This is a genomic window from Psychromonas sp. MB-3u-54, from assembly GCF_002836415.1.
Taxonomy (GTDB): Bacteria; Pseudomonadota; Gammaproteobacteria; order Enterobacterales; family Psychromonadaceae; genus Psychromonas.
This window is the reverse complement of record NZ_PJBP01000172.1, coordinates 35,034-59,307: the sequence shown is the minus strand read 5'-3', so window position 1 is coordinate 59,307 and position 24,274 is coordinate 35,034. Positions and strand designations below refer to the sequence as shown.

Below are 24,274 nucleotides of genomic sequence, written 5' to 3'. Positions count from 1 at the left end.
TCTATCGCTTATGAGTACGGTGATAATTATCTTTACGGCTATTAGGATGTGCTTTGTACTTTGTTACCTTCATTACGGGTAAAGAGTCAAGCATCGCATTTTTATCATATTCACTACAAGGAATAGGATGTTTAATATATTCCTCAATCGCCGGAAGGTTAAATACATACTTTTCACAGGCGAAGCTAATAGCTAAACCTTTTTCACCAGCACGTCCGGTACGACCAATTCGATGCACATAATCTTCACAATCATCGGGCAGGTCGAAATTAAAAACATGTGATACTTTAGGAATATGTAAACCACGGGCTGCCACATCGGTTGCAACTAAAATATCAATTTCACCCTCAGTGAACTGTTGGAGAATTTTTAAGCGTTTATTTTGAGGTACATCGCCGGTTAATAAGCCTGCTCGCAAACCATCTCCCGCTAAATAACCCCATACTTTTTCACAGGTATGTTTGGTATTGGCAAAAACAATCGCTTTATCAGGCCAATCTTCTTCTATTAAGCTTAATAAAAGTAATATTTTATCTTGATTAGAAGGATAAAAAAGTTCTTCAGTTATATTCGCAGATGTCATTTTTTCCGGTTCAATCTGGATACTTTCTGGATCATTCATATGCTCAAAAGCAAGTTCTTGAACTTTATGAGACAAGGTAGCTGAAAATAACATGTTTAGACGTGATTTTGCCTCTGGCATGCGTCTAAATAGATAACGGATATCTTTAATAAAGCCAAGATCAAACATACGATCCGCTTCATCAAGGACAACACTTTGTATCGAACCCATATCGACTACGCCTTGTTTAACAAAGTCAATCGTACGGCCCGTAGTACCAATTAAAATATCAACGCCTTTTTCAAGCTTCGTGCGTTGAATTTCAACTTTCTCACCCCCATATGCTAAACCTAAACGTAGGTTTGACACGCTAGCGAGAACCATGGCATCTTTGTGTATTTGGATTGCAAGCTCACGTGTCGGCGCTAAAATGATAGCCCGAGGTTGATTCTTGCGGCGATTTTCAGGTTGCGCATTGGTTAATAGGTGATGAAATACCGCAGGTAAAAACGCAAGTGTTTTACCTGTTCCTGTTTGAGCTTGTCCTGCTATATCTTTCCCGGTAAGGGTGATTGGCAATGACAAAGCCTGAATAGGAGTACAATATTCATAACCTTGCGACGTTAAACCTGAAATTAGACTCTTCTCTAAAGGAAGGTCTGCAAATTTTTTTTGAGTTAGATGTGTTTTATTCATTTGCAAATGATAGCATTTTATACATACAATAAGTATTGTGTTTAATTCAAATATCAATAATTAATTTATATAAGCGTAATTAATTATTAGTAATTTTTTCTGGTATTGGAAAGTGATAGCATTTCATACATACAATAAGTATTGTGTTCAATTCAAATGTCAAAAATCAAAAATTAATTTATATAAGAGTAATTAATTATTAGTAATGCTTTTCTGGCATTGGAAAGTGATAGCATTTTATACATACAATAAGTATTGTGTTGAATTCCAATATCAAATATCAAAAATTAATTTTATAATAGTAATTAATTATTAGTAATACCTTTCTGGAGATAAAAATGAGCGAGAATATCGTAACGTTAAGTGATGCAAGTTTTGAAGATGATGTAGTTAATGCCGAAGGTCCTGTTTTAGTTGATTTTTGGGCTGAATGGTGTGGACCTTGTAAAATGATTGCTCCTATTCTTCACGAAGTTGCGACTGAATACGCAGGTAAAGTGACTATCGGTAAATTAAATATAGACGAAAACAGCGCGACCCCGCCTAAATTTGGTATTCGCGGTATTCCAACTCTGTTATTATTTAAAGACGGTAAAGTTGCCGCTACGAAAGTGGGTGCACTTTCCAAAACCCAACTTGTCGAATTTTTGGATGCAAATATCTAAAAGATTAAATACGGATTGAACAAGTTGTGATCTGCAGCATGTTCAATCTGGACTAACGCGCAATTAAGTGCTACCCTTGTGCTCAAAATACAAACAAACAAACAAACAATAAATAAATCCCTGACATCACTTACTATCACTCACTTCAAAGCTGCATACCTAAAAAACTTATGAATTTAACTGAATTAAAAGATACACCGGTTTCTAACCTTGTTACGCTTGGGGAATCGATGGGGCTAGAAAATCTAGCTCGTTTAAGAAAACAAGACATTATATTCGCAATTCTTAAGGCTCACGCCAAAAGTGGGGAAGATATTTTTGGCGCCGGTGTGCTTGAAATATTGCAGGATGGTTTTGGTTTTTTACGAAGCTCCGAAAGTTCATATCTCGCCGGCCCCGATGATATTTATATCTCGCCAAGTCAAATTCGTCGTTTCAATCTTCGAACCGGTGATAGTGTTGATGGTAAGATTCGGCCGCCTAAAGATGGTGAGCGTTATTTTGCATTATTGAAAATTATTGAAGTTAACTTCAATAAGCCAGAAAACTCCCGCAATAAAATTCTTTTTGAAAACTTAACGCCCATTCACCCCGATGAACGTTTTCGTTTAGAAAATGGTAATGGCAGTACCGAAGATATTACGGCACGTATTTTGGATCTAGTCTCGCCAATTGGTAAAGGTCAACGTGGTTTGATTGTTGCACCGCCGAAAGCGGGTAAAACAATGTTACTGCAAAATATTGCTCAAAGTCTCAGTATTAATTACCCGGAAGCTGTCTTAATTGTATTATTAATTGATGAGCGTCCGGAAGAAGTAACTGAAATGAGCCGGTTAGTGAGAGGCGAGGTGGTTGCATCAACATTTGATGAGCCGGCTAGTCGTCACGTGCAAGTTGCTGAAATGGTTATTGAAAAAGCAAAACGTCTGGTTGAGCATAAAAAAGACGTGGTTATTCTGCTTGATTCGATCACACGTTTAGCACGTGCTTATAATACTGTTGTGCCAAGCTCAGGTAAAGTACTGACAGGTGGTGTTGATGCAAATGCTCTGCAACGCCCTAAACGTTTCTTTGGTGCGGCTCGTAATGTTGAAGAGGGTGGCAGTTTAACTATCCTTGCGACTGCTCTGATCGATACTGGCTCTAAAATGGATGAAGTTATTTATGAAGAGTTTAAAGGTACCGGTAACTCTGAAATTCATCTGAACCGTAAACTGGCTGAAAAACGGGTTTATCCTGCTATTGATATTACGCGTTCAGGTACTCGTCGTGAAGAATTACTTACTAAGTCCGATGAATTACAAAGAATGTGGATTTTACGTAAAATTGTACATCCAATGGGTGAAACAGGTGCAACTGAGTTCTTGATTGATAAGCTTGGTCTAAGCAAAACAAATGATGACTTTTTTGACGCAATGAAAAACCAAAAATCAAAATAATCAGCTTTATTGCGAAAAAACGCTACTTTTAAGTAGCGTTTTTTTTTGTTTTTTTTCCATTATAAATTGGATCCCTTATGAAATTTGATGATTTACGTGACTTTATCGAGCAACTCGAGGAGCGGGGACTTTTAAAACGTATTAAACAAGAGATAGATCCTCACTTAGAAATGACGGAAATCTCAGATCGCACTTTACGTGCAGGTGGGCCCGCTCTTTTATTTGAGAATCCGAAAGGTTTTGATACTCCTGTTCTGACTAACTTATTTGGTACAACCCAGCGAGTGGCATTGGCGATGGGCCAGGATGACGTTGCAGCTTTAAAAGAAGTTGGGAAATGGTTGGCTTATTTAAAAGAGCCTGAGCCGCCCAAAGGGTTTAAATCGTTATGGGAAAAACTGCCAATATTTAAGCAAGTGTTAAATATGCCGACCAAAAAAGTGCGCTCACCGGCTTGCCAGCAGGTGATTATGGAAGGTGATCAGGTTGATTTAACTAAACTGCCTATTATGACCTGTTGGCCGGGTGATGTTGCACCTTTGATTACCTGGGGTTTAACCATCACTAAAGGTCCCTATAAAAAGCGTCAAAATTTAGGAATTTATCGCCAGCAGTTGTTAGGGAAAAATAAGATAATAATGCGCTGGTTATCGCATCGCGGCGGGGCGCTTGACTTTCGCGAGTGGCAAGAAGTTAATCCGGGTAAACCTTTTCCTGTTTCGGTTGCCTTAGGTGCTGATCCGGCCACCATTTTAGGTGCGGTAACTCCTATCCCTGATACTTTGTCAGAATATGCCTTTGCGGGTTTATTACGCGGCTCGCGCACTAAAGTAGCAAAAAGCATAAGCAATGATCTTGATATTCCAGCAACGGCTGAAATAATATTAGAAGGTTATCTGCAGCCTGGAGAGGAAGCGCCAGAAGGCCCTTACGGTGACCATACGGGTTATTATAATGAAGTTGACGATTTCCAGGTAATGACAGTGACGCATGTGACGCATCGCGAAAATCCTATTTACCTGAGCACTTATACGGGACGTCCGCCCGATGAACCTTCAATTTTAGGTGTCGCGCTTAATGAAATATTTGTCCCTATTTTACAAAAGCAGTTTCCCGAAATTGTCGATTTTTATCTGCCACCGGAAGGTTGTTCATACCGTATGGCGGTTGTTTCGATTAAAAAAAGTTATCCGGGTCATGCCAAGCGAGTGATGTTCGGCATTTGGTCTTTCCTACGTCAGTTTATGTACACCAAGTTTATTATTGTTTGTGATGATGATGTCAATGTGCGTGATTGGAATGATGTGATTTGGGCGATTACGACACGTATGGATCCATCCCGAGATACCACATTGGTCGATAATACACCCATTGATTACCTGGACTTTGCTTCTCCCATTTCCGGATTAGGCTCAAAAATGGGCATGGATGCAACCAATAAATGGGCTGGAGAGTCGGACCGGGAATGGGGAACACCTATTTTAATGGATAAAAAAGTAAAAGAAAAAATAGATGATCTTTGGCAAGACTTAGATATCCTGTCATAATCTGGATGTTATTTTTTTGTTACATTCCTGTTTTTCTGGGACCTATTATAAAAAGAGAGATTAATGCAACCTGTTACTTGTAAGATCACTTCCATCGAAAAGTTAAATACTTTTTTATACCGCGTATTTTTACAACCCGTTGAGCCCGTTTCTTTTAAGGCCGGACAATACGTTTCAATTGTGATGGGGGAAAATGATAAACGTCATTTTTCAATAGCGAACGCACCAACAGGAAATCAAATTGAGTTGCATATAGGGGCGACACCCGACAACAACTATGCCATGCAGGTTATTGAAAAAATGCAAAATGAAGGCGTAGTTGATGCTGAGATTGGCAATGGTGTTGCTTATTTACGTGAAAACTCGAAGCGGCCGATTATTTTGGTGGCAGGGGGAACAGGTTTCTCATATGTAAAATCTCTGTTAGAGCAAATTGTTGATCTGCAATTAGAAAATCCGGTTTATCTATACTGGGGAGTGAAAGAATACTCGCATTTTTATTTTGCAGATGAGGCTTGTGGTTGGGCAAACGATCATAAAAACATCCACTTTCATCCGGTGATTGAGCTGCCTGAAGCGCAGTGGCAAGGTCATCAGGGTTATGTTCATCAAGCTGTTTTGAATGAATTTAAAGATTTAAGTGCCTTTGATATCTATGTCGTTGGCCGATTTGAAATGGCAAAAATTGCTCGGGAAGATTTTGTCAAACAAGGTGCGTTGATTGAGCATATCTATGGAGATGCGTTTGCCTTCATTTGATTTATCCAGTCACTTTATTGTTGCCTTCTAGTGTTAGCGGTATTCCATTTTTTTGAGATACCGCATCTCCGCCAGACTTAACTGCCTCTCTTATTTAATTAAATTCGCTGAAGCCTTTAAAAGAAGGTAAAATGCGCCGATATATTTTATAGAGAGTATGAAAATGCCCAACGAAGTCGATAAATTTAGAGATATCCGTCCTTATAACGATGATGAAATTCAACCTGCCATTCAACGCGTTATTAAAAATGATGAATTTATTAATGCCATTATCAGCTTCCGTTTTTCTAAAATTGCTAAATTTATGGGATTTTTATTAAAACCTTTATTACGCCGTTATTTTTTATATAAATGGGGCGGAATTAATAGCATTGATGAGATGCAAAAAGTGGTTGGCGGTTATATGGAACACATGATCGCATCGACGACAACTGGCTTTACCTATTCTGGCCTTGATAAAATTGACCCGGCCCAAAATTATCTTTTTGTTTCAAATCATCGAGATATTGCAATGGATCCGGCCTTTGTAAATTGGGCTTTATATTCAGAAGATTTTAAAACCGTGCGTGTTGCTATTGGAGATAATCTATTAAGCAAACCTTATGTTTCCGATTTGATGCGCATGAACAAAAGTTTTATTGTGCAGCGTTCCGTTTCGGGTATACGTGAAATGATGAAATCACTGGCGCAGTTATCTGATTATATTTTTAGCTCTTTACAGGGTGAAAGTAATATCTGGATTGCGCAAAGAGAAGGGCGGGCAAAGGATGGTTTTGATAAAACTGAGCCTGCTATTATTAAAATGTTTTACGTCAACGGTAAAAAACAAAAAATAGATTTCTCAGATTATATCAATAAGTTGAATATTGTGCCCGTTGCAATTTCCTATGAATTGGACCCCTGTGATCAGCAAAAGGCGCAGGAACTATATGACAAAGCGCAATTTGGCGAGTATAAAAAATCAAAATATGAAGATATTGAAAGTATTGTCCGAGGCATTACCGGGCAAAAAGGGCGAGTTCATGTGGCTTTCGGAGAGCCGCTAAAGGGAGAATTTAGCGATGCAGAGGCAGTTGCACAGGAAATCGATCGGCAGATTTATAAAAATTATCATTTACACTCCTCTAATTTTATTGCCGCCAAGCAAGACTTACCTTCTATTGATAGTGCTGCTCAGGAGCTCTTTCATGCCCGCTTACAGGGTATTAAACCGGAGTTACAAGAAATAGTATTAAAAATGTACGCAAATCCGGTCAGTAACCATATAAAGTGATCGAGCGTTCCTCAACTAAAAAACATTTCTGTTATGCACATATCGAAAAATTCCTTATGTGCCTATTTTTGTCATACTCAATGTGTAACATATTGAAAATAAATATTTTTAATTTCCCTGTTGTGACAGTTTAAATTTAGTGTAAAACAACTCACAGAGTTATCCACAGACATTTCTGCAGGAAAAGTGAACAAGCACTTACATTTACCGGTAGATATTTAAGTCTTCGCTCAACAAAAAACGCTTAGTGGAGAATAATTATGCGCAAACTTATTAACAATAAAAATTTATTGATGAATTTGTCAATAAATTAACGGCTCATCGATTGAACCATTCTCACCTGCATTTGCGATTACTTAGCGCGTAACCGATACCGGCACTTCCAAGTTTTCAGCGGATCGGTATAATCAAAACTAATTTCTCTTTTATTTTGGTAACAATCCGATGGCAACTATTCCGGAAAATCCTTTTATCCTTGTTGATGGTTCTTCATATCTCTATCGCGCTTTTTTTTCACCTCCACATTTAACCAACTCTGCAGGAGAAGCTACGGGGGCTGTTTATGGCGTGGTTAACATGCTGCAAAGTTTATTAAAACAATTTAATCCCAGCCATGTTGTGGTGGTTTTTGATGCGAAGGGAAAAACCTTTCGAGATGATATGTACACTGAGTACAAATCTAACCGTCCCAGTATGCCCGATGATTTACGCATTCAAATTGAGCCTTTACATGAAGTTATTAAGGCGATGGGTCTGCCTATTTTAACTATCCCGGGTGTTGAAGCCGATGATGTTATTGGTACGCTCTCCCGCCAGGCAAGTGCACGGGGGATCACCACCTTAATCAGCACCGGTGACAAAGATATGGCACAACTGGTTGATGCGAATACGCTATTGATCAATACCATGACTAATACCGTGCTTGATGTGCAAGGCGTTAATGAAAAATTTGGTATTCCGCCTGAATTGATTATTGATTACCTTGGCTTAATGGGAGACAAGGTCGATAATATTCCCGGTGTACCGGGTGTCGGCGAAAAAACGGCTCTGGCTATGTTACAGGGGCTGGGCTCGATGGATGATATTTACCTAAATCTAGAAAAATTGGCAGCTCTCGGCTTCCGTGGCAGTAAAACCATGGCTAAAAAGATGCAGGACAATGAAGCGATGGCACGGCTTTCCTACCAACTTGCCACCATTAAAACCGATGTTGAATTATGCGAAAGTTATGATGACTTTAAGCCTAAAGCGCAAGATACGGATGCATTGATTAAACTTTTCGGACAATTGGAGTTTAGGCGCTGGTTATCTGCCCTGTTAGACAATGGCAGTATGGTTAACCATCAAGGTGCTGTTTCCAGCCCTGCGACTAGTTCGACTAGCACTGCCGCTGCTAACTCCGCAACCTCCAGCATTGATCGCAGCGGTTACAAAACGATTTATACGCAGGGGCAATTAACCCAGTGGATTGCCAAATTGGAAGCTGCGGAGTTATTTTCCTTTGATACAGAAACAACCAGCCTTGATTACATGCAGGCCAGAATAGTAGGTCTCTCTTTTGCTGTTCAAAGCAATGCCGATAGTGACGATCAGCCTATTATCGAAGCGGCATATTTACCGCTGGATCATGATTATATTGATGCGCCCAAGCAATTAGATTTAACGACTACCTTAGAAAAACTAAGACCCTTATTAGAAAGTGACAAATTTAAAAAAGTCGGCCAAAATTTAAAATATGATCGCAGTGTATTGCTCAATCACGGTATTGAATTAAAAGGTATCAAGTTTGATACTATGCTTGAATCCTATGTCCTTGATAGCACCGGGCGACATGATCTGGATACGCTGGCGCTGAAATATCTTGGTCATCAATGTATTTCATTTGAAGAAATCGCAGGGAAAGGTAAAAAGCAGCTTCCCTTTAATCAAATCAGTATTATAGAAGCTGCGCCCTATGCAGCCGAAGATGCAGATCTCACCCTGCGTTTACATTTACAGTTATTTGAACAATTGTCAGCTGAGTCTAAGTTGTTATCTGTTTTTAATAATATTGAATTACCTTTATTAACCGTTCTTTCCAACGTCGAACGTGGTGGTGTTGAGATTGATAGTGATTTATTGACTAAGCAGAGTGCTGAAATAGGTAAACGCTTATTGGAGCTTGAAGCCTTAGCCTATGAAGAGGCAGGTAAACCCTTTAATTTGAGTTCACCAAAACAGCTGCAGACCATTCTTTATGATGAGCTGGCGTTACCGGTTTTAAAGAAAACACCCAAAGGTGCGCCATCAACAGCCGAAGAGGTCTTACAAGAATTGGCCTTAACTTATCCTTTGCCCAAATTAATTATTGAGCATCGTGGTTTAAGTAAATTAAAATCGACCTATACCGATAAACTGCCAAAAATGGTTAATGAAAAAACCGGACGTTTGCATACCTCATATCAGCAAGCCGTCACTGTCACCGGGCGCTTATCCTCAACCGATCCAAACCTGCAAAATATCCCCATTCGCAGCGCCGAAGGACGCCGTATCCGTCAGGCTTTTATTGCCCAACCCGGTTATAAAATTGTGGCCGCCGATTACAGCCAAATTGAATTACGCATTATGGCTCACCTTTCACAGGACAAAGGGCTGCTAGACGCCTTTTCAGCGGGCAAAGATATTCATAAAGCAACGGCTTCAGAAGTGTTTTCGGTGCCCTTAGATGAGGTTACTACGGAGCAAAGGCGCAGCGCTAAAGCGATTAACTTTGGTCTTATTTATGGCATGAGTGCATTTGGCTTGGCTAAACAGCTTAATATTGGTCGTCACGAAGCACAGTTATACATGGATAAGTACTTCAATCGCTATCCTGGGGTGCTTACCTATATGGAAGATACGCGCAGCTTGGCTAATGAAAAATCTTATGTTGAAACGATTTTAGGCCGCCGCCTGCAACTGCCTAATATTAAATCGCGTAATGGCATGCTTAAAAAAGCGGCCGAGCGTGCTGCAATCAATGCGCCGATGCAGGGGACTGCTGCCGATATCATTAAAAAAGCGATGATTGACATGGCGGATTGGATTGCACAAAAGAGTCCAGGCAGCGTACAGATGTTAATGCAGGTACACGATGAATTGGTTTTTAGTATTAAAGAAGAGTTAGTTGAGTCTTACACCAAAGAGATTCAAGCCATTATGGCGAAAGCCGCTGATTTAGATGTGCCACTGATTGCCGATGCGGGTGTGGGTGATAATTGGGACGAGGCGCATTAACTAATATTTTTGAAGTTTTTTTGAAATCCTATGAACTTAATCGAAGTGCCGTTGACTAATCTTATGAATTAGTTAAATTCATAGTTACTTCCTTAGTTTTCCCCGTTACAATTTTTTGTAACGGGGTTTTTTTTTGCTTTGAATAAAGTGTGCTGCTAAACCCGGTTATTATTATACTTCAATCGCTGAAGCGCGCTGGCATTGAGCACAAAATCCGTGAACTTCTAAGACCTTATTGGTGATTTGAAAACCAGATTGTGTAGCCTGCTGAGCAAAAGCATCATCAATAACAGGATCACTTAATTCAATTACTTTTTTGCAACTATCACAAATCAACAACTGCATCGGGTGTTCACAGCCAAAATGAGCACACATCAGATAAGCATTTAAAGATTCAATACGATGAATAAAATGGTTCTCTAACAGAAATTCTAAAGCGCGATAGATAGTCGGCGGTTTAGCATTTGCTTCATGCTGTTTTAATCGTTCCAGCAAATCATAGGCGCTTACCGCTCCTTTTTGTTCAGCCATCAGGAGAAACACCTGTTGGCGTATTGGCGTGAATCTGATTCGTTTTTGTTTGCAGATATCGGTAGCGCGTCGTAATAAAGATTCTTGCATAAAGATGCTCGCGATAATTAAATTTGATTTGGAATAATGACTGATATTAACATAAGCAGTAATATTTCTGTGTTGATTAGATAAAATTGTTTTTTGTGTTGATGCGCTCATTTAATATGAATGCATTTATTCAACTTATTTTCTCCCGTCCTATCCTTACTGAGCACCTTAATTTTCACTATTCTTACCTCACTGTATTTCTGATTGGATTTATTTGTTGCCGTTTGCACTAAAATAAAGAGGTCATTGCGCGCAGAATGCAAGGAGAGAGCAAATGTTGAATAACGTTAATTTCGCCGTTCATTGTTATTATTCCTGCAATAGTGCTGGACGAGATTTTTTTGTCGGAGATAGTCATGGAAAATATTCACTTTTGATGCAATCTCTTAAGAAGATTAACTTTGATTCGAGTGTGGATCGATTATTCTCGGTGGGCGATCTGATTGACCGGGGAGAAGCTTCTTTTGAGTGCCTGAAACTGGCGGAAAAAGAATGGTTTATTCCCGTTATCGGTAACCACGAGCAATTTTTACTGGAAATGGGAGACGATAATCCTGATAACAAAATTAACTGGTATTTAAATGGCGGCGTTTGGTGGGAGGCGTTAAATGAGGAACAACGGAAAAGAGCAAAGCGCATTGTGGAAAGAAACTATAGCTTAACGCTGACTGTAGCAACTGGTGCTGGAGAGATTGGTGTGATTCATGCTCAATATCCCTTTGATAAATGGCCTGTTAATGAAAAAGAGATAAGCAGTGAGGATTATAATGAACTGCTGTGGGGAAGAGACTGTGTTAAAAATGATTACCAGCGATTTTTTGCAGGCGTTGATTTTATTGTCTCCGGCCACACACCCGTCAATAAATCCTTTTTAAAGGGGCAACAATTATTTATTGATACGGGGTGCGGACATCAAGTCAGTCAGGATCTGCAGGATCCTCGTTTGACGATCTGCGAGTTTGCAGAGAGCTGTATTAAAATAGTTACTATGTCCGAAAGAATGTCCGGATCATCAAGTATTCAGATTTAACTGTGGGGTATTGCGTTAGATAGGGTGGGTGCGTCAAAGAAATGGAAACGCTGACCAGCAATTGGTAAACGGCTTCAAATCGCTTATGATTGCGTTTGAAAACCATCTTAAAGATAATCTTTAAAAACCGCAGTACACCGCATTATTTACCGGGTCCTAAAATATTAACCTTTAGATAGGCTTTATATGTGTTAGCGCTCTGACTGATAACTGCTTATCCTTTTCTAAATAAGCTGTTACAGCATTTTTATTACCGTATTTTGTTAACTGGCCGCAGGAAATTTAAGCGGTATTTTTTTGAACCTTTTCGTCAATATAAGCCGTCACTTTAACTTGTTGTTCTGTGCTTAAGTACAGGTCCAGTTTAGTTCTGCACCATAAAATATCTTCTGCAGTTTTAGCAAATTCCTTGGCAATAAAATAATCGCCTTCCCAGCTGTATAAGCCGTTGCCGAAATAAACGCCAAAATCAGCTTCTGATGTACAGCCATCGAATAACTGCCACGCTAAGGTTCCAAACTGAATGAGATAACGATTTGCTGAGCCAATTGTGTTGCGCGATTAAATTCTCAGGCCGTCATCGAAAAACTGTTTAACCCATGGATCGGCCGCCTTAATGATCGAACATGCTTTACGCTGAAAACGGGTGTTGGTCTTTTCATTAATTATGGTCACCAGCCATAAACCATCGACCCGCTGCACTTTTTCAGCCCGACGCAGTTTGACTCGGCCGACATTGCATTAAGAATAACCATCCGCGCGTCATCAACCCAGCAGTCTGAATATTCGAAACCTTTAGTGATCTCTTTTGTCATCAGACCTGATTCAGCCAGGTTAACCTGCCGGCTTGAGTCTAAGATTGTCCGCTTACCCAGGTGATCATATAAAAACAGGCCAATACGAATCATCCAGGCCGGACGTAAAAAGGGGCAATGCGGTAAACTGAAGCGCATTGCTTTAACAATATGGGGCGTTTTTTTAGTATGGCTTCCCGTTCTGACAGTGCTTCAGAGACCAAACGAAACTGATCATGTTCTAAATAACGTAAACGGTCATGAACCAGCTGGGAATTTGCAGATGAAGTTGCTGAAGCAAAATCAGCCGCCGTCATATAATCCGACAGTTAACCCTCTGCCGGCAGCATCTGTGGCAATACTTGCGCCATTGATGCCGCCACCAACAACAAGCAGATCTAAAATTTGTGGGTTTTCCTGTTTTTGCTTGTCGTTATGCATATTAAGATCTTCTTCTTTATTTAATGGGGCTCGAACGAACATTATCGGGAATATAAAGCAAGTTTAGATCATTTATAGTGTAAAGCCTTTTTATTTTCGAGAACGAACCTTTGGTGTTCTTTCGAGATTTTATTTTTATATTTAAGCTGTGTTGAGTGATGTTTTTTGGCTTTCTGAATTTTTTAATGACTAGATTAAAATTTATTTTTCCATGTATCTTATTGTTAATAATAATTAAATGTTTATTTTAAGTGGCTAGGTTTAAAAAGATCCTGTTTTTCATTGGATGTTCGTTTGTGATCGACTTCATGGATTTATCTGTTCATATCTGTGATGATAGTGTGATAAATTCGTGATAACGAAACTATCGTGAGCGGAAACGCTTTTTTTATTGTTTTTTTTTTGGTTCGATTGCTCAAAATACACTCGCTAATTACATTGAGGAACCGTTTATGTTCGGTTTATTTAAACCCGTCGCACATATTGAGCGTCTGCCTGAAGGGCAGATTGATCCAATATACAAACGCCTGCGCTGGCAACTATTTTTAAGTATTTTTATCGGTTACGCGGGTTATTATTTGGTTCGTAAAAACTTCACTTTAGCAATGCCGTTTTTGATTGAAGAATATGGCTACAGCCGTGGTGATCTTGGTGTGGCGCTGGCAGCCGTTTCCATTGCTTATGGTTTATCGAAGTTTTTAATGGGGAGTGTATCGGACCGTTCTAATCCGCGTTATTTCTTGGCAGCCGGTCTAGTGATGTCGGCTTTGGTTATGCTTTGTTTTGGGTTTATGCCTTGGGCGACGGGCAGTATCACAGCGATGTTTATCCTTTTATTTTTGAACGGTTGGTTTCAGGGAATGGGCTGGCCTGCCTGCGGACGAACGATGGTTCATTGGTGGTCTCATAAAGAGCGCGGCGGTCTTGTTTCGGTTTGGAATGTGGCGCATAACGTCGGTGGAGGCTTGATTGGACCGCTATTTTTATTAGGTTTATGGGCCTTTAATGATGACTGGCATGCCGCATTTTATGTGCCGGCAATGTTTGCTTTATTTATCGCTGTTTTTGTCTTCCTGACCATGCGCGATACGCCGCAATCTTGTGGTTTACCAGCCATTGAAGAATATAAAGACGATTATCCTGAAAATTATACTAAGTCATTTGAGACGGAATTAAGTGCTAAAGAGATCTTCTTTAAGTATATTTTGAAGAATAAACTTTTATGGTATATCGCAATCGCTAATGCATTTGTTTATATGATCCGTTACGGCGTACTCGACTGGGCACCGGTTTATTTAAGTGAAGTAAAAGAGTTCTCGGTTGATAAATCATCATGGGCTTACTTCTTATACGAGTGGGCAGGCATTCCCGGCACATTATTATGCGGCTGGATGTCGGATAAATTATTCAAAGGACGACGGGCACCTGCCGGTATCTTATTTATGGTACTGGTAACTATTGCTGTTTTCGTTTACTGGTTTAACCCTGCTGGTAACCCTATGGTTGATATGTTTGCTTTAGTGGCTATCGGATTCTTAATCTATGGTCCGGTTATGTTAATTGGTTTGTATGCACTTGAGCTTGCACCGAAAAAAGCGGCTGGTACAGCGGCGGGTCTGACCGGTCTGTTCGGTTACCTTGGCGGCGCTGTAGCAGCGAATGCTCTTTTAGGCTATACCGTTGATCATTTCGGCTGGGATGGTGGTTTCTTAATGTTAACTATCTCCTGCGGGTTATCTATTGTGTTCTTTACACTGGCGATGTTCGGTGAAAATAAGGTACACGCACAGCGCAAACTTGATAGGGAAGCTGAAGAACTGGTTCCTGCCGCTGTATAAGCTGCGAAAGGTTTTTCTTATTTAATCAGCATCCGGATCTTACTATTAATAGTCAGATCCGGATTCAATGTTTTTTACCCGCCTCAATTAATAAAATTTTATAGTGCCTAGTTAGAATGGCTTATAAAAAGTTAGGCTGCAGTGTCTGAGCAGACTTATATATTTAATCATAAGGAATAATGAAACTATGTTAAAACAGTTATTAAATCAGAAAAAAATGCTCCTGAGTTTACTGATGATTTCATCAGCAGCAAGTTTTGCTCACGCTGAAAAAATAGTTGTCGCCCATCGCGGTGCCAGCGGTTATCTTCCAGAGCATAGTATGGAAGCTAAATCGATGGCTTATGCCATGGACGCTGACTACATTGAACAAGATGTGGTGATGACCAGAGATGATTTCTTAGTGGTACTGCATGATCATTATCTGGATCGTGTTACTAATGTCGCAGATATATACCCTGATCGTAAACGTAAAGACGGCAGATATTACGCTATCGATTTCACTTTGGCAGAAATCAAAGGTCTTAAAATGACTGAAGCATTTAATATTAAGGATGGAGAGCAAACGGCGGTTTATGCACAGCGTTTTCCAATCTGGAAATCTGATTTTAAGGTACATACTTTAGAAGACGAGATCGAAATGATTCAGGGCTTAAATATAAGCACGGGTAAGAATATCGGTATCTATCCTGAAATTAAAGCGCCCTGGTTTCATCGACAAGAAGGTAAAGACATTAGTGTGGCAGTATTAAAGGTGCTTAAAAAATACGGTTATACCAGCAAAACTGATTTAGTCTACTTTCAGTCTTTTGATCCAGAAGAGTTAAAACGTGTTAAATATGAGCTGCTTCCAAAATTGTCTATGGACATCAAGTTAGTGCAGTTAATGGCCGAAACAAGTTGGGGTGAAACCATGACGTATGTCGATGGTAAACCTGTTGCTTATGACTATGACTGGATGTTTAAGCCTGGTGCGATGAAAAAAATAGCAGAATATGCGGATGGTGTAGGTCCCTGGTATCCTATGGTCGTTGCGCCAGAATCAGAAAAAGGGAAGTTAATATTCACCTCTCTTGTTAAGGATGCACATCAGGCCGGCATGCAGGTTCACCCTTATACCTTCAGGATAGATGAAGGACAAATTCCGGAGTATGCTCAGGATTTTGAAGGTTTCTTAGATATTTTCTATAATAAAGCCGGCGTAGACGGGGTCTTTAGTGATTTTCCGGATCGTGTGGTTAACTTTTTAAAGACACAAAAAAAGTGATTCAGGTTGCTTATTAATAATAAGCACTTATCAAAATGATAAGTGCTTATTTTTTTAACGCTCATCTGGAACCACTTCAAAGGGAATTTTGTGCGCTTTTAATAATGCAGTAATTTCTTTCGGCGGCGGCCGGTCGGTAATTAGCATATCTATTTCTGCTATATTACCAAGGTTAACCATCGCATTACGGCCAAATTTTGTATGGTCAACCGCCAGATAGACACTGCGGCTGTTTTCTATAATGGCTTTTTTAACCCGTACTTCATGATAATCAAAATCTAATAACGAACCATCATAATCAATCCCGCTGATACCCAAAATACCAAAATCCAAACGGAACTGTTTAATAAAATCTAAAGTCGCCTCACCGACGATACCACCGTCTTTATTACGCACTTCCCCCCCGGCCAGGATAACTTTAAAATCCTCATTACCCATCAATATAAACGCGACATTGATATTATTGGTCACAATCTGTAAATCTTTGTGCGTTTTTGCTAATTCTCGCGCAATGGACTCCGGTGTCGTACCGATATCAATAAACAGTGTTGCACCGTTAGGTATGTATTTTACCAAGGCTTCTGCAATGCTGTCTTTTTCGTTTAGCTGCATGGCTTTGCGGGTATTATAAGCCGTATTGATCGAGCTGAGTGGGGTCGTTGCGCCACCATGATGGCGACGTATTTTATTTGCATCGGCCAGTTCATTTAAATCTCGGCGAATAGTCTGAGGACTTACTTTAAAGTGCTCAACAAAGTCGTCGGTGCTTACATAGCCATTTTTCTGTACAAGATCGATGATTTTCTGATGTCTGGTAGTTTGCTTCACGAAATACTGCTCCTTGTTCTCTGTATTTAATCCTCTAACTCCAATGAAATAAGTTTACCGTGACGGTAATGAATAGCAATGAAATAACAAGGTTGCTGAGCGATATGATGGTTATTAGTTTCGAATTGAAAGTAATTGGATATTAAAGCCCACGTTTATACGCGAACACTCGATATGATGAGCGATTCGATTAGATTTCGAATGACTAAACCTTCAGCTTTACCTCAAACTATCCCGGTAATCCGCAGCAATGAGAAGTCATTGTAGGAAAAACACTGCAATTGGCCTTAATCACTGTCCTGAAAATTTATAATCCCAGTGTGGAAGTTGTACTTTCGCCGATTGATTAAAAGAATAGTGGTAGGGCCTAAATAAGGGGAAAGCAACTTGCTGGGAGCCTAAGGTCATTATGATTTTATTTAAAACCACTCTCACGCAGGCGTTTATAAACGGTATTTCTGCTCACGGATAACTTTGCTGCGGTTTTTGAAATATTACAATTAAGCGACTGATATAACGCCACTATGTCGTTTTTGTTCGAATCTGTATCGTCTGCCGGTGATTTATTTTCCGGTCTGGTAATTAAAGGCTGATCATGACTTTCATCTGCTTCCATATCAATAAAAAAATCATCGGGGAGGTGCTCAAAGTCAATCGCTTCATTATCTGACATTGCCTGCGCAATTTGAATCACACTGACCAATTGACGAATATTACCCGGCCAGGGATGACGGTAAAAGCTCTCCATGGCGCGCTCTGTGATCCCGGCAGACTGTTTGTTTTCTGCGTAATAGTTAAGGAGAAACTGAATCAGTTTATGACGGTCATGCCGGTGGCGGAGTGCGGGTAATTCTATATTTAAACCGCTTACCCGGTAATATAAATCCTGACGGAAGGTGCCTGCTGCGACCGACTCTTTAAGATTGCAGTTGGTGGCAGAAACAAGTTTGAAATCGACCGGATAGGACTCGGTGCTGCCCAGAGGATTAACCCTGCGCTCCTGCAATACCCGTAATAAACGCGCTTGAACATTGAGTGGCATATCTCCAATCTCATCTAAAAATAATGTCCCTTTATCGGCTTTGCGGATTAGGCCGATATAACCTTTACTGCTTGAGCCGGTAAATGCGCCTTTCTCATAACCAAAAAGTTCTGATTCAACTAACTCCTGTGGAATAGCGGCACAGTTTACCGTAATCAAATTCTGTTTGCTGCGCAGGCTTGAATAATGCATCGCTTTAACAAATACTTCTTTACCCACTCCCGTTTCCCCGGAGATTAAAATAGGAATATCTTTGTCAATAATGCGCTTGCTTTGGGCGACTGCTTTCTCGATAACGGGATCACCAAGGTTAAGCTCATCCAATAGAAACTTGTGTTGATCCGATACATGCCTGGCTGACTTTTCAGGCTTAATCTCGGTTCTAAAATCCAATGCTCGGGGTTTTACTTGTACGGGCTTATGTACTATCCCATGTACTCTGAATTGTTGAGTGGTCACTAATGGAACCTGAAAACCTTCGGGTTGATTGACTAACTGACTGACATTAATCATAAACAGATGCGATATATTCACTAGTTTTAAATCACAGCCAAGCATGATTTCTGCTCGGTGATTCGCTGAAATAACTAAACCATTTTCATCAAATACGATTAATCCTGACCACTGACTATCAATATTTTCGATGCTGGTATTAAAGCGCAGTATAAAATATTCACTCTTAAAGTGGGAGGTAATCAGTTGATTCTCTACTGCTTGCGACATTATTTTGACCAGCCCCAGAGTATGTGATTCAGGCAGGTAAGTATCTGTTGATATATCGATGACCCCAAGCATCTCGCGGTTTATACCAAAAATAGGAGCCGCTGAACCGGTCATAAAACGGTTGGAAATTAAAAAATGCTCATCCCGCTCAATCTGCACTATGTTGCCGGTTTTCAGCGCAGTGCCTATTGCATTTGTGCCTAATGTGGATTCCTGCCAACCGCTGCCGGGAGTAAATATCTCTTGATTATCCCGCTTAAAGCGCTGATCACCCCAATTTTCAAGCACATAACCCTGATGGTCAGCCAGCATTACCTGACTCTTACTGTTGAGCAGTAAGTTTTCATAATAGGGTAGTACTTCATTGTGCGTTGTTGTCAGAAGGCGATGATGCTCATCAAGTAATGAAGACAGCGAGCCACCACTTAGGCGTTCAATATTTGGCTTTGAATTGTGGGTCAGTCCGGACTCTCGGCAGCGTTGCCAGGACTGTACTATCATCGCTTCATGTGTCCTATGATGTACTGGTTTTGTGGGCATTTTATTGCTCCCCTATTCTTCATTGTCGCGATTAAAACATTGTAAGCTTTGCGTCTTCATGTTCGAAAAAGAGCCTATTATGATTACAAACGCGCATTAATACATTTACATTGATCACGCAATGAGTACAAATACATCTGGCGGGTATTTAATTATAATATTTGTGATTAAGATCGCCTCATTATAAATATTTTATGTTTTTTTTAGTTGAATAGTGAGTTGGATCACGCTCATGAATATACTTTCTCTTTGAAATAGAAGGATATTTCAAAGAGAAAGTAACCGTGTTACGGAAAAATATTAACAATAATCCCCTCTTAGTGGGCCTTTCCCCCGAAAATTAATGCTTACGATTGATTAATGCCAACAGAAACAATTAGTTTAAAACACTTCAACTATTGATTTAAATGAGTATTCCGACCTTATTAATTCAGATCATCATTTTTTTGCTATAAGCGTCCTATTCAATTTTAGCCTGTGAATGAGTAGAAGATGAATATATTTATTTACAAGCTGTTCACATTTTACTGTGATCTGTTCACACTTACTCACATCCTGTTCACATTATGTTAACAAGAGTGCTCATTAATCTGTTTGTTTATTTTCAAAAAAAAAGAAAAAAATTTTATTCACTTTAAGTATCAGTCGGTTACGTTTTTTTGTAAAAGTTGGCATGAATTTAGCTTTGTAGTATGAGAATTGGACAAATTGCACAGAAAATGATTTTTTGTCTCACTGTTAATCAAAATGGAGATTATCGCCTATGTCCCTGACATTGGAAAATGTAACCCAAATAGTAGATGGCCAGTACTATATCAATAATGCCAACCTGACTTTTGAATCAGGCTCTTTTAATGTACTGCTTGGCCGCACCTTATCGGGAAAAACGAGCTTGATGCGTTTAATGGCCGGATTGGATAAACCGACTTCAGGTCGAGTGCTGGTGAATGGGCTCGATGTAAGCGGTGTGCCAGTGCGAAAACGCAACGTATCAATGGTTTATCAACAGTTTATTAACTACCCAAGCATGACCGTATTTGACAATATTGCTTCTCCGCTGCGTTTAGCTAAGGAGTCTGAAGCCGTCATTAAACAGAAAGTGATAGAAATTTCCGATATGTTGCAAATTACCCCCTTTCTTTCGCGCATGCCTCTAGAATTGTCGGGAGGGCAGCAGCAACGCACCGCGATGGCCCGTGCATTGGTAAAAGATGCCGATATTATTCTCTTTGACGAACCTCTGGTGAACTTGGATTATAAACTGCGTGAAGAGTTGCGTGAAGAGATGCGCGAATTATTTGCGAGGCGCAATACCATTGCTGTGTATGCAACCACCGAGGCTAATGAAGCACTGGCACTCGGCGGCACGACCACTATATTGCATGAAGGGCAGATTGTTCAGAGCGGCCCAACGGCCGAAACTTACCATAAGCCTTGTAACGTGATCGCCGCGACGCTGTTTAATGAGCCGCCGATTAACATGATTCCCGGGCGTATCACTAAAACCGAAGTCACCTTTGATAACACCGTTCATTTTCCGCGAACCAGTGAGCTTCAGTCTCTGCAGGAAGGCGATTATCAATTTGGAATCCGCCCCAGCCATTTGAGTTTATTACCTAAAAATGACGATGATCTGGAAATTTCAGTTCAGGTGGAAGTCGCTGAGATAAGTGGTTCCGAGACCTTTTTACACGTGCGTAATCCGCATTTTGAAATGGTCCTGCATTTATCCGGTGTGCATAACTATACCGTAGATGAAAAAATTAAAATTTATGTACCCACCCATAAACTCAATGTATTTCATGAGGATGGCAACTTAATCCAGGCATGTAGCCGCAGAGTTGAGGATAATTATCATGGCTGAAATTCACTTAAAATCGTTAGCGCATAGTTACAATAGACATGCAGAAAAACCAGAATACGCAATCCGAGAGATGGATCATGTGTGGCATGACGGAGGAGCTTTTGCGCTATTAGGGCCGTCCGGGTGTGGTAAATCTACCCTGCTTAATATCATTTCCGGTTTATTGAAACCTTCCGATGGTGAAGTGTTATTTAATGGTGTGAAAGTTAATGACATTCTACCGCAAGACCGCAACATTGCTCAGGTTTTCCAGTTTCCGGTGGTCTACGACACTATGTCGGTGTTCGATAACTTGGCCTTCCCGCTGCGTAATATGGGCGCGGGCGACGCCAAAATTCAATCCAAAGTAAGCGAGATTGCAGAAATACTTGAGCTGACCGAGGTACTCAAGAAAAAAGCCGCCAATCTTACCGCCGATGAAAAACAGAAAGTGTCCATGGGGCGCGGTTTGGTACGTGATGATGTATCGGCCATTTTGTTTGATGAGCCGCTGACGGTTATCGACCCGCAGTTAAAATGGAAACTGCGCCGTAAGTTGAAACAGATTCACCAGAAGTTTAAGACCACTATGGTCTATGTCACCCATGATCAGCTTGAAGCCTCTACTTTTGCAGACAAAATCGCCCTGATGTACCAAGGCCAGGTAGTACAGTTTGGTACACCGCGCGAACTGTTCGAGCAGCCTAACCATACTTTTGTTGGTTATTTTATTGGCAGCCCGGGAATGAACTTTTTGGAAGTAAAGCGCTGTGAGCAGGGTGTCTGTTTAGGTGAAAAAATATTTCCACTCAATGAGCTGGAGAAACAGGCTCTGCAAATGATCGATTCAAATAACCTCAAGGTGGGTATTCGACCTGAATTTGTGCATGTGTGGGATGACCCCGATGATAGTGCTTACCGGGCTGAAGTCGAGTTTGTTGAAGACTTGGGTACCTACAAAATTGTCAGCCTGAGATTAGGTGAGCATTTGATTAAAGCGCGTCTGCAGGAGGATCAGAAAGTCCCTAAAGAACACGCCTTTATCAGTTTCCCTGAGCAGTGGTTAATGCTTTATATCGACGAATTTCTTGTCGCCAAGGATGATCATAATGAAGAAAACTAAATCCAACAAAGCATGGTTCTTAGTTCTACCGGTATTTATATTGGTGGCGTTCAGTGCCATTGTGCCTTTAATGACAGTTGTAAACTATTCCATTCAAGATATTTTTGGGGCGACCCGTTATTTTGTGGGTGTCGAATGGTACCGCGAGATCCTGAATAATTCACGTCTTCAGGATTCATTAGTCCGCCAGTTTGTGTTCTCGGGAAGCGTTTTGCTGATTGAAGTTCCATTAGGGATAGCGGTCGCATTGATGATGCCCAAAGCCGGTAAATGGTCGGTAGTGACCTTGCTGGTATTAGCACTGCCGCTCTTAGTGCCGCTTAATGTAGTGGGTACAATTTGGCAAATCTTCGGGCGTGCCGATATCGGATTGTTTGGCTGGGGGCTTAATGCGTTAGGCATGGATTATAACTATGCCGCAAATCCAATGGATGCCTGGTTTACGGTACTTCTGATGGATGTCTGGCACTGGACATCACTGATAGCCTTATTGTGTTATTCAGGTTTGCGTGCTATTCCCGATGCCTATTATCAGGCTGCAAGCATTGACCGTGCCTCAAACTGGGCGGTATTTAGATACATTCAATTACCTAAACTGAAAAGTGTTTTGCTGATTGGCGTACTGCTGCGTTTTATGGACAGTTTTATGATTTATACCGAACCCTTCGTATTAACAGGCGGCGGACCGGGTAATTCAACTACTTTCTTAAGTCAGGCATTAACTAAGATGGCGGTTGGGCAATTTGATATTGGACCTGCCGGGGCATTCTCGATCATCTATTTCTTGATCATTCTATTAGTCAGCTGGCTGTTCTATACCGCAATGACCCATGGCGATAGTAAATAATTAACGCAAAGGATGTACTTATGAATAAGAAGAAAACACTGGGGCTTAGCGTATATATTATATTCTTGCTATTGCCTATCTACTGGCTGTTAATGATGTCGTTTAAGAGTAACTCAGAGATATTGGGTGGCTTGAGTTTTTGGCCTGATACTTTCACCTTTGACAACTACATGACGATCTTTACCGATCCTACATGGTATACGGGTTATCTTAACTCTATCTATTATGTAGCACTGAATATGATTATTACGTTAACGGTGGCATTACCTGCGGCCTATGCCTTTTCACGTTATAACTTTATGGGCGACAAGCATCTGTTTTTCTGGTTATTGACCAACAGAATGTCACCTCCCGCGGTATTTTTGCTGCCATTTTTCCAGCTCTATTCATCGGTGGGATTGTTTGATACTCACATCGGTGTTGCTCTGGCGCACTGCTTATTTAACGTGCCCTTAGCAGTCTGGATTTTGGAAGGTTTCATGTCCGGTGTGCCGCGTGAAATTGATGAAACTGCCTATATTGACGGTTACACTTTTCCTAAGTTTTTTGCGAAGATATTTCTTCCCTTAATCCGCTCCGGAATCGGTGTGACAGCATTCTTCATCTTTATGTTTAGTTGGGTGGAATTATTGTTAGCAAGAACATTGACATCAGTTGACGCCAAACCTATTGCAGCGGTAATGACCCGTACGGTCAGCGCATCGGGTATTGACTGGGGAGTATTAGCGGCGGCGGGGGTACTGACTATTCTACCTGGCGTAGTGGTTATTTGGTTTGTTAGAAATCACGTGGCGAAGGGCTTTGCTCTTGGCCGTGTATAGGAGAAGAATATGGAATGGATGGCTTGGACTACGCCTTCGGCGCTGTTTTTTGTGGGTATTGGCTGCATTATATTAACCATGGTTTGTTGGGAAATAGTAAGCCCTACTGTGGCAAGCAAAGGCTTTTTACCGATTATAACTACCCGGGGAGATAGAATTTTTATCAGCTTATTGAGTGCTGCATTTATTCATTTAGGGTTCATAGGATTAACAATGTTGCCGTTATCGGTTCCGTTAACTATAGCCATAATTTGGCTGTTTATTGTAATGAAATGGGGGTGAAATGACAGAGAGAGTACCGATTACCTTACTTAAGGATG

Annotated in this window: 20 protein-coding genes; 14 read left to right on the top strand and 6 right to left on the bottom strand. The window is 40.6% G+C overall.

All coding sequences use genetic code 11. The features are described from left to right. Window position 1: 1 nt before the first annotated feature. Window positions 2–1,258, bottom strand: a complete 1,257-nt coding sequence (rhlB, locus tag CXF72_RS14310) for an ATP-dependent RNA helicase RhlB (protein WP_101039866.1) — start codon at window positions 1,256–1,258, stop codon at window positions 2–4. Between the two features lie 338 nt (window positions 1,259–1,596). Here rhlB and trxA point away from each other — a divergent pair, with 338 nt between their 5' ends. The 6 genes from trxA (at window position 1,597) to polA (ending at window position 10,196) form a co-directional block, all read left to right on the top strand. Further along, window positions 1,597–1,923 carry a thioredoxin TrxA gene (gene trxA, locus CXF72_RS14305; RefSeq protein ID WP_101039864.1) on the top strand — a complete coding sequence of 109 codons (327 nt, stop codon included), beginning with the start codon at window positions 1,597–1,599 and terminating at the stop codon, window positions 1,921–1,923. 170 nt (window positions 1,924–2,093) lie between these two features. Next, on the top strand, window positions 2,094–3,362 hold the full coding sequence (rho, locus tag CXF72_RS14300) for a transcription termination factor Rho (protein ID WP_101039862.1): 1,269 nt from the start codon (window positions 2,094–2,096) through the stop codon (window positions 3,360–3,362). 77 nt (window positions 3,363–3,439) lie between these two features. Further along, entirely contained in the window at window positions 3,440–4,909 is a 1,470-nt protein-coding gene (ubiD, locus tag CXF72_RS14295) for a 4-hydroxy-3-polyprenylbenzoate decarboxylase (RefSeq protein ID WP_101039860.1), read from the top strand. Between the two features lie 63 nt (window positions 4,910–4,972). Further along, a complete protein-coding gene (fre, locus tag CXF72_RS14290) occupies window positions 4,973–5,668 on the top strand; it encodes an NAD(P)H-flavin reductase (protein ID WP_101039858.1) in 696 nt (231 codons plus the stop codon). 163 nt (window positions 5,669–5,831) lie between these two features. Next, complete coding sequence (locus CXF72_RS14285) at window positions 5,832–6,941, top strand: 1-acyl-sn-glycerol-3-phosphate acyltransferase (RefSeq protein ID WP_101039888.1); 1,110 nt, start codon at window positions 5,832–5,834, stop codon at window positions 6,939–6,941. A 444-nt stretch (window positions 6,942–7,385) separates the two neighbouring features. Continuing rightward, on the top strand, window positions 7,386–10,196 hold the full coding sequence (polA, locus tag CXF72_RS14280; protein ID WP_101039856.1) for a DNA polymerase I: 2,811 nt from the start codon (window positions 7,386–7,388) through the stop codon (window positions 10,194–10,196). 171 nt (window positions 10,197–10,367) lie between these two features. Here the strand turns inward: polA and CXF72_RS14275 are convergent, their stop codons facing one another. Then, on the bottom strand, window positions 10,368–10,817 hold the full coding sequence (locus CXF72_RS14275) for a transcriptional repressor (protein WP_101039886.1): 450 nt from the start codon (window positions 10,815–10,817) through the stop codon (window positions 10,368–10,370). 274 nt (window positions 10,818–11,091) lie between these two features. Between CXF72_RS14275 and CXF72_RS14270 the strand changes: the two genes are divergently transcribed. Further along, window positions 11,092–11,847 carry a metallophosphoesterase gene (locus CXF72_RS14270; RefSeq protein WP_101039854.1) on the top strand — a complete coding sequence of 252 codons (756 nt, stop codon included), beginning with the start codon at window positions 11,092–11,094 and terminating at the stop codon, window positions 11,845–11,847. Window positions 11,848–12,518: 671 nt separating this feature from the next. On the opposite strand, the gene CXF72_RS19900 is transcribed toward CXF72_RS14270, so the two are convergent. Then, window positions 12,519–12,800: a hypothetical protein gene (locus tag CXF72_RS19900; RefSeq protein WP_232784994.1), complete on the bottom strand. Its 282-nt coding sequence runs from the start codon at window positions 12,798–12,800 to the stop codon at window positions 12,519–12,521. Window positions 12,801–12,944: 144 nt separating this feature from the next. Next, entirely contained in the window at window positions 12,945–13,082 is a 138-nt protein-coding gene (locus tag CXF72_RS19895; RefSeq protein WP_232784993.1) for a hypothetical protein, read from the bottom strand. A 452-nt stretch (window positions 13,083–13,534) separates the two neighbouring features. Here CXF72_RS19895 and glpT point away from each other — a divergent pair, with 452 nt between their 5' ends. Both glpT and glpQ read left to right on the top strand, forming a co-directional pair. Then, a complete protein-coding gene (glpT, locus tag CXF72_RS14260) occupies window positions 13,535–14,920 on the top strand; it encodes a glycerol-3-phosphate transporter (protein ID WP_101039851.1) in 1,386 nt (461 codons plus the stop codon). A gap of 187 nt (window positions 14,921–15,107) precedes the next feature. Next, window positions 15,108–16,187: a glycerophosphodiester phosphodiesterase gene (gene glpQ, locus CXF72_RS14255; protein ID WP_101039849.1), complete on the top strand. Its 1,080-nt coding sequence runs from the start codon at window positions 15,108–15,110 to the stop codon at window positions 16,185–16,187. A 54-nt stretch (window positions 16,188–16,241) separates the two neighbouring features. Here glpQ and CXF72_RS14250 read toward each other — a convergent pair whose 3' ends face one another. After that, window positions 16,242–17,015, bottom strand: coding sequence for a DeoR/GlpR family transcriptional regulator (locus tag CXF72_RS14250; RefSeq protein ID WP_101039847.1), 774 nt, complete (start codon window positions 17,013–17,015; stop codon window positions 16,242–16,244). A gap of 415 nt (window positions 17,016–17,430) precedes the next feature. Further along, the gene (locus CXF72_RS14245; protein ID WP_101039845.1) at window positions 17,431–19,320 is read right to left on the bottom strand and encodes a sigma-54-dependent Fis family transcriptional regulator; all 1,890 of its coding nucleotides are present in this window, start codon (window positions 19,318–19,320) and stop codon (window positions 17,431–17,433) included. 763 nt (window positions 19,321–20,083) lie between these two features. On the opposite strand from CXF72_RS14245, the gene CXF72_RS14240 reads away from it, so the two are divergent. Genes CXF72_RS14240 through CXF72_RS14220 form a run of 5 tightly spaced genes read left to right on the top strand, consistent with a single transcriptional unit; the run spans window position 20,084 to window position 24,236 of the window. Continuing rightward, the gene (locus CXF72_RS14240; protein ID WP_101039843.1) at window positions 20,084–21,184 is read left to right on the top strand and encodes an ABC transporter ATP-binding protein; all 1,101 of its coding nucleotides are present in this window, start codon (window positions 20,084–20,086) and stop codon (window positions 21,182–21,184) included. Continuing rightward, window positions 21,177–22,286 carry an ABC transporter ATP-binding protein gene (locus CXF72_RS14235; protein ID WP_101039841.1) on the top strand — a complete coding sequence of 370 codons (1,110 nt, stop codon included), beginning with the start codon at window positions 21,177–21,179 and terminating at the stop codon, window positions 22,284–22,286. The genes CXF72_RS14240 and CXF72_RS14235 overlap by 8 nt, the downstream gene beginning before the upstream one ends. Beyond that, the gene (locus CXF72_RS14230; protein ID WP_101039839.1) at window positions 22,273–23,133 is read left to right on the top strand and encodes a carbohydrate ABC transporter permease; all 861 of its coding nucleotides are present in this window, start codon (window positions 22,273–22,275) and stop codon (window positions 23,131–23,133) included. Before CXF72_RS14235 ends, CXF72_RS14230 begins: the two co-directional genes overlap by 14 nt. 20 nt (window positions 23,134–23,153) lie before the next feature. Further along, window positions 23,154–23,954, top strand: a complete 801-nt coding sequence (locus tag CXF72_RS14225) for a carbohydrate ABC transporter permease (protein WP_101039837.1) — start codon at window positions 23,154–23,156, stop codon at window positions 23,952–23,954. A 9-nt stretch (window positions 23,955–23,963) separates the two neighbouring features. After that, window positions 23,964–24,236, top strand: a complete 273-nt coding sequence (locus CXF72_RS14220; RefSeq protein ID WP_101039835.1) for a DUF2160 domain-containing protein — start codon at window positions 23,964–23,966, stop codon at window positions 24,234–24,236. Window positions 24,237–24,274: the final 38 nt, after the last annotated feature.